The sequence below is a fragment of the Psychrobacter sp. AOP7-B1-25 genome (assembly GCF_052376195.1).
Taxonomy (GTDB): domain Bacteria; phylum Pseudomonadota; class Gammaproteobacteria; order Pseudomonadales; family Moraxellaceae; genus Psychrobacter.
Genome location: NZ_JBQSVK010000005.1, coordinates 175,459 through 189,245, shown reverse-complemented (window position 1 = coordinate 189,245; position 13,787 = coordinate 175,459). Strand labels below are relative to the sequence as shown.

At 42.5% G+C, this 13,787-nt stretch carries 11 protein-coding genes and 1 pseudogene; 6 read left to right on the top strand and 6 right to left on the bottom strand.

What is annotated here, in order from left to right; translation table 11 throughout:
• Together ACT3QR_RS06905 and msrB are read right to left on the bottom strand one after the other, a co-directional pair.
• A partial coding sequence (locus ACT3QR_RS06905; RefSeq protein ID WP_444520635.1) for a glutathione peroxidase occupies positions 1 to 258 on the bottom strand: 258 nt, incomplete at its 3' end.
• 136 nt (positions 259 to 394) lie between these two features.
• Positions 395 to 820: a peptide-methionine (R)-S-oxide reductase MsrB gene (gene msrB, locus ACT3QR_RS06900; protein WP_444520634.1), complete on the bottom strand. Its 426-nt coding sequence runs from the start codon at positions 818 to 820 to the stop codon at positions 395 to 397.
• 431 nt (positions 821 to 1,251) lie between these two features.
• On the opposite strand from msrB, the pseudogene ACT3QR_RS06895 reads away from it, so the two are divergent.
• Positions 1,252 to 1,410 (top strand): annotated as a pseudogene (locus ACT3QR_RS06895) (aminotransferase class I/II-fold pyridoxal phosphate-dependent enzyme); the annotation flags it as partial.
• 231 nt (positions 1,411 to 1,641) lie between these two features.
• On the top strand, positions 1,642 to 2,874 hold the full coding sequence (locus ACT3QR_RS06890; protein WP_444520642.1) for an aminotransferase class I/II-fold pyridoxal phosphate-dependent enzyme: 1,233 nt from the start codon (positions 1,642 to 1,644) through the stop codon (positions 2,872 to 2,874).
• Between the two features lie 386 nt (positions 2,875 to 3,260).
• Here ACT3QR_RS06890 and ACT3QR_RS06885 read toward each other — a convergent pair whose 3' ends face one another.
• Positions 3,261 to 4,868, bottom strand: a complete 1,608-nt coding sequence (locus tag ACT3QR_RS06885; protein WP_444520633.1) for an inorganic phosphate transporter — start codon at positions 4,866 to 4,868, stop codon at positions 3,261 to 3,263.
• Positions 4,869 to 5,427: 559 nt separating this feature from the next.
• Positions 5,428 to 7,113, bottom strand: a complete 1,686-nt coding sequence (locus ACT3QR_RS06880; RefSeq protein ID WP_444520632.1) for an ATPase — start codon at positions 7,111 to 7,113, stop codon at positions 5,428 to 5,430.
• A gap of 277 nt (positions 7,114 to 7,390) precedes the next feature.
• Between ACT3QR_RS06880 and ACT3QR_RS06875 the strand changes: the two genes are divergently transcribed.
• The 4 genes from ACT3QR_RS06875 (at position 7,391) to ACT3QR_RS06860 (ending at position 11,862) form a co-directional block, all read left to right on the top strand.
• Positions 7,391 to 8,101 carry an FFLEELY motif protein gene (locus ACT3QR_RS06875; RefSeq protein ID WP_444520631.1) on the top strand — a complete coding sequence of 237 codons (711 nt, stop codon included), beginning with the start codon at positions 7,391 to 7,393 and terminating at the stop codon, positions 8,099 to 8,101.
• 87 nt (positions 8,102 to 8,188) lie between these two features.
• Positions 8,189 to 9,292, top strand: a complete 1,104-nt coding sequence (ubiE, locus tag ACT3QR_RS06870) for a bifunctional demethylmenaquinone methyltransferase/2-methoxy-6-polyprenyl-1,4-benzoquinol methylase UbiE (protein ID WP_444520630.1) — start codon at positions 8,189 to 8,191, stop codon at positions 9,290 to 9,292.
• A 101-nt stretch (positions 9,293 to 9,393) separates the two neighbouring features.
• Entirely contained in the window at positions 9,394 to 10,098 is a 705-nt protein-coding gene (locus tag ACT3QR_RS06865) for a ubiquinone biosynthesis accessory factor UbiJ (protein ID WP_444520629.1), read from the top strand.
• Positions 10,099 to 10,200: 102 nt separating this feature from the next.
• On the top strand, positions 10,201 to 11,862 hold the full coding sequence (locus ACT3QR_RS06860; RefSeq protein WP_444520628.1) for an ABC1 kinase family protein: 1,662 nt from the start codon (positions 10,201 to 10,203) through the stop codon (positions 11,860 to 11,862).
• A 121-nt stretch (positions 11,863 to 11,983) separates the two neighbouring features.
• Here the strand turns inward: ACT3QR_RS06860 and ruvB are convergent, their stop codons facing one another.
• Both ruvB and ruvA read right to left on the bottom strand, forming a co-directional pair.
• The gene (gene ruvB / locus ACT3QR_RS06855) at positions 11,984 to 12,967 is read right to left on the bottom strand and encodes a Holliday junction branch migration DNA helicase RuvB (RefSeq protein WP_444520627.1); all 984 of its coding nucleotides are present in this window, start codon (positions 12,965 to 12,967) and stop codon (positions 11,984 to 11,986) included.
• A gap of 176 nt (positions 12,968 to 13,143) precedes the next feature.
• Positions 13,144 to 13,764, bottom strand: a complete 621-nt coding sequence (gene ruvA, locus ACT3QR_RS06850) for a Holliday junction branch migration protein RuvA (RefSeq protein WP_444520626.1) — start codon at positions 13,762 to 13,764, stop codon at positions 13,144 to 13,146.
• Positions 13,765 to 13,787: the final 23 nt, after the last annotated feature.

The window sequence follows — 13,787 nt, the reverse complement described above, 5'->3', positions numbered from 1 at the left end:
ATAGTTCTTCTGGCAAAACGAGCCAATCTCATCATTGCTACCTGGGTCTTGGCTACCAAATTGATTACAAGGAAAACCGACAACCACCAGTCCTTGATCTTTATACTGTTGATATAGCGATTCTAAGCCTTCGAACTGCGGCGTAAATCCACATTTGCTTGCGGTATTGACGATTAACAATACTTTATCTTGATAGTCTGAAAAGTCTTGTGAGCTACCATCCATGCGCTCAGCCGTAAAATCATAAATTGTACTCATCATTTATCCTTAAATTGAGGTTTTTATTGTTTTAGGTGTTTATACAGTACTTATTTTTCTATCGTACATATAATAAAACTATTAAAAAGGAAGCACTCTGTACTTCCCTTCCACACTTCTGATATTACTTAACCTACTACTTCTCAGACTTATCTAAATCAATAGATACTGAGTTGATGCAATAGCGCATGCCAGTAGTCTCTTTTGGTCCATCAGGGAATACGTGACCCAAGTGTGCGCCACAGTTACTACAGGTGACTTCTGTGCGCGTCATACCTAGAGAGTTATCTTCATGCTCTTCAATGGCGCTGTTATCGATGCCTTGATCAAAACTTGGCCAGCCGCAGCTCGCATCAAATTTATTACTTGAGTCAAATAAGCTTGCACCGCAGCCTTTACAGCGGTAGACGCCATCATCAGTTGCATCATTATAGACGCCTGTGAACGGACGCTCAGTGCCCTTCTCACGCATAATATGATACTCATCGGCGCTTAAACGCTCTTTCCAGTCAGCTTCAGTCAACTGGCTGATTTCTTCTTTGCTTAGTTGATTATCTTGCATAATTTATCCTTATTCGAGTATTTATTATCTAATCTCGATCACTGTTTTATCGCCATATGATTATGAAAACGACGTGCTCTATCTGTTGGTTATCAATGCACTATTCAAGGTACGTATAAGAAAAATACTATCTATATAAAGAGAGAAATAGCGCGGCTGAAAAGATTAACTAGGTTAAATATAGCAAATTATTTTTAGATAATAAGGGGTAGAGATGTAATTTGAATATCTATTACATCTTATGGTCTATATAAGAAATTTGATAGAGAATAAGGACGAACTCAGAACTAATTGCAAGTTATACTTGCACTACATAGTAAGTCTGATTGTAAAATCATTTGCAAACCAACTATTAATGCAATAATATCTTGCATTAATAGTTGGTTTATTTTTCACCGAATAATTACTGGTTAATAAAGGCTCAAACAACAATGTCTGACGACAATAATAAAAGTACGCAAGCGGAACGACTGGTACAGTTGCGCCGTGACAAAGGATTTACGGCAGAGCAGCTAGCACAAGCTATGACAGCCGCTGGTGCAAAAGTCAGTCGCGGAGCTATCTCAAACTGGGAACGAGGTACCAATGGCATTGTCTCATCCAAACTGCCTACGCTCGCACGTATTTTAGGCTGTAGCGAAGGATATCTGTTGCGTGGTGACCTCAACAACGAGGCTATTGATACACAACATCTATCACCTTCTACAGAGTGCAGAGAGCGGCAGAAAGTAGAAACAGCCAAACCTTCTTCTACGATATCCATTAATAATAGTCAAAATACAAAACTTAACCCTATAACCAATCCGATAAACGGTCATGCTATGAACACAATTAAAAAATCTGATAAATTACAAAACGTTTGCTATGACATTCGTGGCCCTCTTCTACAAACTGCCAATAAAATGGAGACAGAAGGCAAACGCATATTAAAACTAAACGTGGGTAATCCAGCGCCCTTTGGCTTAGAAGCGCCTCATGAGATTTTGCGCGATGTATCTATGAACTTACCTGAGGCGACTGGCTATTCAGACTCGCAAGGAATTTTCTCAGCGCGTAAAGCCATTTTACAATACTACCAATCCAAAGGTTTGCTATCAGCTGTTGATGTGCGTGACGTATATTTGGGTAATGGAGTCTCTGAGCTTATTGTTATGACTATGCAGGCACTGATGAACGATGGTGATGAAGTCCTAATTCCGATGCCAGACTACCCGCTTTGGACGGCAGCGGCCAACCTCGCTGGCGGTACAGCGGTTCACTACCGCTGTAATGAAGAAGACAACTGGCATCCTGATATTGAGGACATCAAGTCGAAAATTACGAGCAAAACAAAGGGCGTCGTGGTTATTAATCCAAATAACCCGACAGGCTCCCTTTATAGTGATGAGTTATTAAAGCAAATTATCGAAGTCGCTAAAGAGCATGATTTGATCATTATGGCTGATGAGATTTACGACCGCATTCTTTATGATGATAGTGTACATACACCGATGAGCACTTTAACTGACGATGTATTAGTACTTACTTACAATGGCTTGTCAAAGTCACACCGTATTGCAGGGTTTCGCTCAGGCTGGATGATGGTATCAGGCCGTAAGCAGCACGCAGCTGACTTTATTGAAGGTTTAGATATGTTAGCATCCATGCGTCTTTGCTCCAATGTGCAAGGGCAATACGCTATTCAAACAGCTATGGGTGGGCATCAGAGTATGCAAGACCTAACTTCTGAAAAGGGTCGCCTATATAAGCAACGTGAAATGGCAGTCTCACGTCTCAATGCTATTAAAGGTATTTCTTGTACCATGCCTCAAGGCGCGTTTTACTGTTTTCCAAAGATGGATCCAGAGGTTTACCCTATCACTGATGATATGGACTTCATGATGGATTTACTCGTTGAAGAAAACGTATTGATGGTCCAAGGTACAGGATTCAATTGGGATAGACCTGACCATTTCCGCTTGGTATTCTTACCTAACTTGCATGATTTAGAAAATGCGATGGATAGACTGGATAGGTTTTTTGCGAAGAAGCGCCAACAGTTTGGTACTGACTAAAAACTGAACTATTAGTTTGAAAAAAAAGCTTATTGGCATTATACCAATAAGCTTTTTTTATTGTGCTGAGCTTAGGGCGTGTTGAAGATTCAAATGTGGTGCTGGCAATGACTATTTTTTAGACAATATGCAGTGAAATTTTTGATGCCTAGTCATTCTAGGTTACACAATTTCGCCATGTATTGGCAAAAAAGAGTACTGCCCTGAAAGGCTGATGCTAAAATCACCCCAAACGTCGTTACAAGCCTAGTTAAGGTCTCGACATTATCGTCGGCTTGCGCCTAGTTTGGTGCAATTTTAGCGATCAGCAGCCCTAATATTTGAATGTTCAACACGCCCTAGTTATTAAAACTCAGTTATGGCCATTCACTTGTAAAAACAGCGCATTAAAACACGTTGCTCAATACGATATAACTGATAGCAGACATGGTGGCCGCTGCAGGCAACGTCACAACCCACGCCAAACCAATCGGTTTCATAAGTTTCCAGTTAGTATCTCTGTTGACAATACCGATACCGAGTACTGCGCCTACTAGCGTATGCGTACTTGAAACAGGCAGCCCCATAGTTGATGCGCCCATTACAACTGCAGCAGCAGCTAGCTCAGCTGAAAATCCTGAAGCTGGATGCATTTTTGCTAGATTGGTACCAACCGTTTGAATCACTTCTTTACCAATGAACCAAAGGCCAACGATTAGTGCAACACCAAAGGTCAACATGACTGCAGGTGGCACTGCAGCTTCGGTGGCGATACTATTAGTACGAATCACATCCATAATGGCGGCAAAAGGGCCAACCGCATTGGCGATATCGTTTGAACCATGACTGAAGGCAAAAGCTGACGCGGTAAAGACCTGCATCCAGCTAAACATGATAAATGTCGCTTTGGTCAAATCTTCTTTATGCTTACCGCGGATACTTTTGGTATAGATATAGGTCGCTAACCATACTAGCGCCGCTATCATTCCCATAATCAAGAAGCCCTGCAGTGTGGTTAGGCCACTATTAACATTTTTTAGACCTTTAAATACGACGAGAGCCGTCATCACCGCACCACCTGCGGCAGCAATGAGAGGAACCCATTGCTTAAGTGCTTTTAAGGTATCAAGGCTACTGCGCTCATTCTCAATATCATAAAGCTTTTTATAGTAATCCGTTTCTAAATCTTCAACGACACAGTCATCGTCTTTATAGATTTCTTGATCGCGCAACATCGCTGACGTATAAGCCAGTTGCTCAGACTCTGTCAGACCATCTAAAAATTCTTTGTGATTCTGTTTTAAAACTTTTTTATTGCCTTTTAGTGTCGCAATATAGGCTTCAGTTTTATCATTATATTCGATGATATTTTTCTTGATTTGTCCATATAAAAGATAAGACAACACGCCACCTAATAACGGTGACAGCACCCAAGAAATAGCAATCGTTCCAACCGTTCCCCAACTCACTGTTGATAACGCCATATCAGTACCACCCAATGTGATACCAAGTACGATAGAGCTACCAACGACACCACCAATAATGGAATGCGTGGTCGAAACCGGTAAGCCTTTTTTGGTGGCAAACAATAACCAAAATGCTGCTGCAACCAACGCGGAGAGCATGACATAAATGAATTGGTTGGGTGTCACCGTTAGACCATCTAAGTCAACGATGCCTTTTCTGATCGTGTCAGTAACTTCGCCACCTGCCAGTACAGCACCGGATACTTCAAATATTGCAGCAATGCCCAATGCCTGAGGAATAGTTAAAGTGCCTGCACCTACCGAGGTACCAAAAGAGTTGGCGACATCATTCCCACCGATATTGAATGCCATAAAGACACCAAAAGCGGTCGCCACAATGAATAGCGTCGTTTGCTGACGCATGGTGTAATCTAAACCCCACCATAAAAAGTAGGAAGTCATCGCAATCAGTAAAATGGCAAAAAATAGATTTATTCTCGTAGAGCCAATTGGCTTGACTGACTCTGTAGAACTGCTGCTAATACCCATACGTTAGTACGTCCTGCGTAAGCTGATTAAAATTATATGAGGTTAATAATATTGCTCTGCTACTCACAGTGCTTATTACGGTATCTCATGAAGTAGCATATATAAAACATACTGCTAACAGATCTTAAACCGACTAGAGCGAAAATAAGTAATACATCCCTCAATGTGTCATAAAGCCGCAAGTGATATTGCTAAATCGTCTGATTACAGCATCTTGCGGCTTATATATTTCATAGTGATATTTGTATTACCAATAGCTATTGTAACAATTTTTGTCATAATTATTAAGATATCTATACTAAATAACCAAGACATGTTATCTGCTAAATAAAAATGATTATTTAGTAGAAGCTATTGTGCGCACTATTATATTGAATATAAGCACATAATGCATGATGATATTGCAAGATTTGTAACTGCGAGTGTATACGGACAAGACCACACTCTATAAAAGACAGGACGACTCGAATATGTTTAGAACAGTCCTATTTAGAAAACACTTGGAAAATACAGTTATATAAACCTATGAGAGTACTTACGCTTCTAGCATTTCTAACAGCTATTTGCTTTCAATAAATGCCGACAACTGCTCAATAGCATGATCTAGCACGTCTAGACGCGCCTGACGCTTTTCATTAGTCGCAATAACACACCATGGAGCTGTCGTTGTATCTGTACGTGCCAGCATATCTGCTGCAGACTGCACATAGTCTGACCATTTATCACGATTGCGCCAATCATCATCTGTCAGTTTGAACTGCTTATGCGGTGTGTCTTGACGATCTTCAAACCGTTTAAGCTGCTCTTTTTTGTCAATCGCTAGCCAGTATTTAATAACCAACGTTCCTGCTGCTGCCAAGTCCGCCTCAAAACGATTGATTTCATCATATGCTCGCTGCCATTCGTCAGTAGACGCAAATCCTTCGATACGTTCAACCAGCACGCGTCCATACCAAGTACGATCAAAAATGGCAATACGGCTAATACGGTTCGTTTGCTCGTCAGGTAATCGCGTCCAGAATCGCCACAAGTAAGGATGTTGGGTTTCATATAACATAGGCGCGCCAATATTATAGATTTGATACTCGCGTGGATCTAGCGGTGCAACCAGCCTTTTGATTGCGCCGCCCTTTCCGGCAGCATCCATCCCTTCAAAGGCAAACACCACATGCTGACCTTGACGTGCACGTAGCAAATCAGCAAGCCGTGCTTGCTTCTCTGCCAAGGCCTCACGATAGTCAGACTTACTGATCTTCTTGTTTTTGATAGATGTCAGCTGCTTAGGTATCGGTACAGGTTCAAACTGTTTTTGTTCAATAGCTGAATTGAGCTCCAGTGTCTCAGGCTGGGGATGGTTTTCTGATGTTTCATTATCCTTGATATCTGTATGGCTACTCTCCAGCGCGGTTTGCATAGCGTTTAGCACTATATGGCAAAAGTTATCAGCAGCCTCTACCTTATCATCACCATCAATAACAACCCAGTCACCCTGCTGACGCAGCAACGTTGCGGCTACTTCGTTAAATTTTTCGACAATTTGCTTACTGTTCCAGTCAATTTGATACAAAAATTGCGGATCTGCTTCACTATCTTTTAAGCGACTGTGCAACGTTTCGATATCAACATGAAACCAGCATTTTAGTAATTTGGTCTGATTGGCAATGAGATCCTTTTCAAACGCTTTTAGTATATCTAACTGCTGCTGTAGATAGTCTTGCCACTGAGCGATAGGAAGCGAGCTGTTATCTGTTTGATCTTCGTTATTTGACAACGCTTCAGGATTTTCACTATCTGATGTCGCTAGTCGCATGACATTGTATAATAAATCAGCATACCAGTTCCCAAAATACACCATAACATCACCATGGCGCGGCATTGCGCTCGTATGTGCTTGCCAAATAGGTTGATAGTTTAATGGCGAATGACCAATGGTTGCCTCAACTTTAAGCAGTCTTGGATCTACCCATTGTCTCAACTGTTTGACAGCAGTACCTTTGCCCGCTTGCTCCATTCCATTAACTAGTACTAATAGGCCTGTTGGTTTGTTGAGGGTTGACGGTGTTTGCTGGCGAGTGGCTTTTAAAGCATACTGAGCCGTCACCAATGCCAATCTAAGCGAATCCTCATCCAATGAAAATTGACTCAAAGGATTGGGCTTTAGACGCTGCTCTACAACTTGCTCACTAAATTGTGTACTTACCGCTTGTGGTGCTTTTGGTTCAGTAGTATCATTTTTTTTAGACATGATTACACTCGCTATTATTGTTGTTAGGCTGCTTTACGTTGAATGACTTATGCGATAGCTTTCAATACTTATATCTCATTGCTCATTTAATCATAGCACTGCGCTAATCGAGTAAATAATATTGCTGTGTAACAGATTGGTATTTGTATTCTCAATTATTTTCTTTTAAGGTGAACACAATTTTGGGTATAGGATAAACCGTTGTTGAAAACCTCATAACGCTGAACCACCATACCCAAATTTGATAACATTATTTACTTCTACAGGATTCACTGCCATGACCGCTTTAGCTGATTTACAACAGCATTTGACACGTTTTTGGGCGATGCCTCATCACCAAGATGATGAATTAAATACTAAGCTCAAAGAAGTACAATCATGGCAACAAATACGTCTCAAGCAGACGCACCGCGAGCTATTTGAGCAACCCAAAAACCAGTTGATGGCAGATTACTTCCTTACTCAGCTATATGGTGGCGAAGAGTTCAAACTATTAGCAGAACAGTTGGCACGTATCCTGCCAAAAGCGAAAAAGCTAGAACGTCTTGCCAAAGAGTCAGCTCTAGAAGCTGGTAGTATGGGTATCCAAGCGGCGATTTTTGCTATTGAGCTGGATCTGCATTTAGCCCAGTGGTTACTCGCTCAGGGTTTACCAGTGAACGAAGATAATATGCTGGCCGCCTATCGTACTGTCGATGAAGAGAACGAGCGACGAGTGCAGATTGCTAATTTAAAAGACGTCTGTTATCGCACAGACAAACACCTAAACTCGTTTATGCTCAAAAAAGCCTTTGCACTAGCAAAAAGTACAGCCTATCGTCATGGCTACCAGCCGCTTTATGATTTTATTGATACAGGATTTAAGGCCATGAAACCTCTGACCAGCGTCAGCAATTTTATCGAGCCATTCTGTAAGCGTGAACTATCCATTATCGATCAGGTTCATACGGATAATGGCAGTAAGCCGATAGCGTTTGGTGTATCATAAGCTCAATATGCTAAATAGCCAGTTAACGCTTACTATTTAACGATTTATTCCGATAAAGACAATCATAAAAATAAATCCCAGGACAACATGATGACTGATAATTTGAAAGATAGCAGCGCTCATTCTAATCAAGCCACAACGACCAATGGTCATCTACAAGACAAACTGGTCAAAGACAGTATTGCTCATAATCAGCAGGTCAGCGCGCAGATACTACACAATCAGACCGCCAATGTCATACCGAGCAAGAGTAACAGCCCTGTTAATGATGACAATAGCGACTTTACTAAAGTTCAAGACCTACCAACTGGAACGCCTCAAGGCCAACAAACCATTATGCCAAACAACGACAATACGACTCGCACCACCACGTCAGAACAAACAATAAAACAAACGCTATTCAATCAGCGTGATGACATCAATAACCCGCATACGTCTGAGACAGATGGTAATGAGCAAACGCATTTTGGCTATAAGACCGTCAACAAAGCGGAAAAACAAGCACGTGTGGCTGACGTATTTACCTCTGTTGCCAAAAAATACGACATCATGAATGACCTAATGTCATTTGGTATTCATCGTCTATGGAAACGCTATGCGATTAGTTTATCAGGGGTCCGCGCTGGTCAGCATGTGCTTGATATCGCTGGCGGCACAGGGGACTTAGCTAAAGTATTTAGTCGTGAAGTTGGTAGAAATGGCCATGTGGTACTGTCTGATATCAATGCTGCGATGCTAGAAGTGGGCCGTGAACGCTTAATTAATGCTGGCTGTAATAATGTTGATTTTGTATTGGCAAACGCTGAGACTTTAGCCCCATTTGATGACGAAAGCTTTGATTTAATAACCATTAGCTTTGGTTTGCGTAATGTCACAGACAAAGATGCTGCGCTAAAGTCTATGTATCGTGTCCTGAAGCCAGGTGGTCGTCTCTTAATTTTGGAGTTCTCAAAGCCAGTATTTGAGCCACTATCTAAAGCCTATGATTTGTATTCATTTACCGCTTTGCCAGTGATGGGCAAGTTGATTGCAAACGACTCTGAAAGTTACCAGTATTTGGCCGAATCGATTCGTATGCACCCTGATCAACAGACTCTCAAACAGATGATGCAACAAGCTGGGTTTGAAAACTGTGATTATCATAACTTGACGGCTGGCATTGTGGCTGTTCATCGTGGCTTTAAAGCATAGCGATGAAGTACGACTAGTAAGACTGTATTGAACCTAACACGAACCCACTATGCGCCGATGCAGCTAATGCGAAGGCGCTCATTCAACAATGCGGGAGCCTTATGCTGACTATCCTTCTATTAGCTGGTGCCGAAAAGCTAATTAATATTGCCATTGCTAGTGATGAGATTACCAAAGCAGGTTTAGTGCCGCTTGCAGGTAAGGTGTTACGTCTCAATATGGGACTGCCTGAGATTCATTTAGACATCTTGTTCACTCAGGAGCGTTTACGCTTTGAGCCGGTCACGACGGAGAGCGTATTTGAACCAAGTGGCCAGATGAACGAGCGCGAAAAAGCCAGTATGGATCGCGCACGTTTTGGTCACAGTCGTCCAGATTGTACTATCAGCGTAGATAATGCCGCTCAACTGCTCAATCTGATGCGCGGCGCTGAAGGTAACCTGCCAATCGCTGGTGATTACAAAGTGCTAATGCAGCTCAAACAACTGATTGCAGGATTTGATCCTGATGTAGCTGGACAGCTTGAACCATTCATTGGTAAACCAATGGCTAGCCAGTTACATCTTCTTATTTCTCAGCTCAAAGGTAGCTGGCGTCATAGTGCTAAGCGTGCCTTTGATGACGTCAGTGATTGGGCCAATGATGTGGCCGGCAATAGCACACCTAACCCTGCCGAGGTTACTGGAGTCAATGATCTCAAACAGCAGCTGTTAAAATTGCGTGCTGACATAGAACGAGAAGAAGCCAAACTTGCTGCTATCAAAGAAGAGCAAGCGCAGTTCCTTAACAACTCGTTTCATCAGTAGTCCATTGCATCAATCATAAATAAGCGCTATGACCGATGGCACTATTTATGATTAAGCACAGCGCCTACCCTATCTTCGTCTTTGTTTAGAGTACTCAATCTCATGCTATTATCGCACCGCGCTCGTCTACTTGAGCTTTGGCGTATCGCCGCAATGTATCGCCTTGATACCCATCTTTCTATCGAAGAAGCACCGCAGCTTCAACCTTTGGCGCGATTAATTCGCATACATCCAGCAGCATGGGGCAAAAAGCACCAACCAAATGCGATTAAGTATGCGCTTGAGGATATGGGTACGCTGTTTTTGAAGCTTGGCCAGTTACTCTCAACGCGTCGCGACTTGGTACCGCCTGAGATTATTGCTCAATTGGTTCAGTTGCAGGATAAAGTTAAGCCTTTTGACGCTGATATTGCTGTCGCTCAAATTCAGCACCCTAAACATGGTCTTGGTCAACCTATTGAAACCTTATTTGCTCGATTCGATATTAAACCGCTAGCAGCCGCTTCTATCGCCCAAGTTCATACTGCTGCTCTACATGATGGGCGTGAAGTCGTGGTAAAAGTAGTTCGCCCTGATATTCGTACTGTGATTGTCTCTGATTTTGAGCTATTGCGAGAGTTGGCAAGTTGGGCATCTGCGCGTATTGAAGCAGCACGTGCTATACATATCATTGATATTGTCGAAGACTATCGGCAAGTGATGCTAAATGAGCTAGATTTAACACTTGAGGCTGACAATACTACTCAGATGCGTAATAACTTCTTGGGTTCAGCATTGATGTACGTACCTGAAGTTTATGACGCTGCCAAAAACGTGATGGTCATGGAGCGTATTCAAGGTGTTCCTATTTCACAAGTTGAGATGTTTGATCAGTTAGACTATGACCGTGCAGCGCTTGCAGAAAAGGGCTTAACGATATTTTTCACCCAAGTCTTCCGTGACAATTTCTTTCATGCTGATATGCATCCAGGCAACGTGTTCGTAGAGACTCCACCTGTACAAACGTTGCATGCAGGTATGGCAGCAGTTGATTTAGGTCATGAGCCACGTTATATCGGGCTTGATTGCGCCATCATGGGCACTTTGTCAAAAGACGATCAGCTGATCGTGGCGCGGATGTTACTTGCCGTAATGAACAACAACTTTACCGCTGTCGTTGATATCGTCAGCCGTGCAGGTTGGATACCGCCGAACGCTGATAAGCATGCCTTGATGCGTGATATGAAACGTACCGTCAGCCCTATGCTACAGAAATCAATTGATGATATCGACTTTGCTGGTGTGCTGATGCAAATTTTAGACATTGCACGTAGACATCATATGAGTATTCCACCTCAGCTAATGCTTCTACTAAAGACTTTGGTTCATGTAGAAGGACTCGGACGTGATTTATATCCTGATCTTGATATTTGGTCACTTGCCAAACCAATTCTAAGCAGTTGGATTAAAGAGCAATTAGATCCTATGCGTAATCTACAGCAACTACGTCAGCAGTTGCCTGAAATGCTCCTATCTACTACCGATATTCCCAAACTATTAGATCAAGGACTACAAAGTCTTGCATCACAGGGTTCTCGCCAAGACAGTCAACTACGTGAAATACAGCAAATTCGCGCTGACATGCTCAATGACCGTCGTCGCGATTGGTTGGCACTAGCTGGGTTTGCTATTTTCATTGCAGTTGCTACGCAGGTCATCGGTTGGCTATCACCCATATTTTATATACTGGCTGTCTTGGTAGTTGTTTGGCGTATCTTGGCTTAAAGACCAGCTTTATCTTTTATTTGCCTAGTTCAGAAAAAGCCACCCATCCTTAGACTCAAACAAAAAAATGCGTCTTCTTTTAATGAAAAGTAGACGCATTTTTTATGTTAACTACTGATTATTATAACATCTGATCAATTGCCATCTGGGTAAGGACGCGACCACGAGCAGTACGCAGCACATAACCTTGTTGAATCAGATACGGCTCAATTACATCTTCAAGAGTGCCTCGGTCTTCAGCCATCGCTGCTGCCACTGCTTCAACACCAGCAGGACCACCATCGAAACGTTCATGCAAGATCTCAATATAACGTCTATCTAAGTGATCGAGGCCGCGTCTATCCACTGCCAACATATCCAGCGCACTACCAGCAATCGCACCATTGATGCTACCATCGCCTTTTACCTCAGCATAATCGCGTACACGGCGTAGCAAACGGTTAGCAATCCTTGGTGTACCACGTGCACGGCGCGCAATCTCTACCGCGCCATCTTCACTCATTGGTACACGCATCAAACGGGCTGCACGACTGACAATCGTCGTTAAATCAGTAATATTATAAAACTCAAGTCGCTGTACAATACCAAAACGATCACGCAATGGCGAGGTCAATAGTCCTGCTCTAGTCGTTGCTGCCACCAAAGTGAACGGCGGCAAATCAAGCTTAATAGAACGCGCAGCAGGTCCTTCACCAATCATAATATCCAACTGAAAATCTTCCATTGCTGGATAAAGTATCTCTTCAATAACTGAGCTTAGACGGTGAATTTCATCAATAAACAGTACATCCCCCTCTTCTAGATTGGTCAGCATAGCTGCCAAATCTCCTGGGCGCTCAAGTACAGGCCCTGAAGTAGAGCGCAGATTACCACCCATTTCACGAGCGATAATATTAGCAAGCGTTGTCTTGCCCAAACCTGGTGGACCAAATATGAGCGTGTGATCTAGCGCTTCGTCACGGCCACGAGCTGCACCAATGAACACTTCCATCTGCTCACGTACAACTGGCTGACCAATATATTCAGCCAATAAAGCTGGTCGGATATTGGCATCAGGAGCATCATTCGCGCCTTCTAGCGGATTAATTAAGCGATCTTGCGTCATAGAATTTATCATTATATTAAAAATATTAGTTAACAAATAGCATAACCAAACGCTGCGCATAAGTCATGCAAAACCTTATTAAGCGAGTACCAAAACGAAAATAAGCGACATTTAATGTCGCTTATTAATTTAATACATTATTTAGTTATCATCGCTAAACGGCTAGTTAATATCAATTAAAAGCCCGATAACTGCTGCAAAGTAGCTTTCAATAAACCTTGAGTATCAGCAAAAGTATCCCCTTTACTCTTGGCAGCTTTAATCGCTAGCTGAGCTTCTTTTTCTTTATAGCCCAAACTAATCAACGCACCTTCCACCTCGGCAATGATGCTGCCTTCGTGAGAAATCGTCGTTTCTTGAGGCGTCAACTCAAACGTACCACTATCAACCTCGATATTTTTTAGCTTATCTTTTAGCTCAATCAATAAACGTTGCGCCGTCTTTTTACCAATACCTGGGATACGAGTCAATGCCGTTTCCGACTCTTGCTCGACGTGCATTTTTAGCTCAGCCGCAGACATTGCAGATAGCATAGCTAAGGCCATTTTTGCCCCAACACCGTTAATTTTAATTAACTGGCGAAAAACATCACGCTCTTTTCGGTCGATAAAACCATAGAGCAATTGGGCATCTTCGCGTACATGAAAATGCGTCCAGATACTTGCTTGCTCATTGAGTTGTAATTGGCAAAATGACGGCAATGGTAGTTCGATATCATACCCCACACCAGAGGTCGTCATGATACAAGCCGTCGGTGCCATCAAGTACTGCACCTGTCCGGAAATCAATCCAATCATTATTTATGACCTCTTTTGTAAGA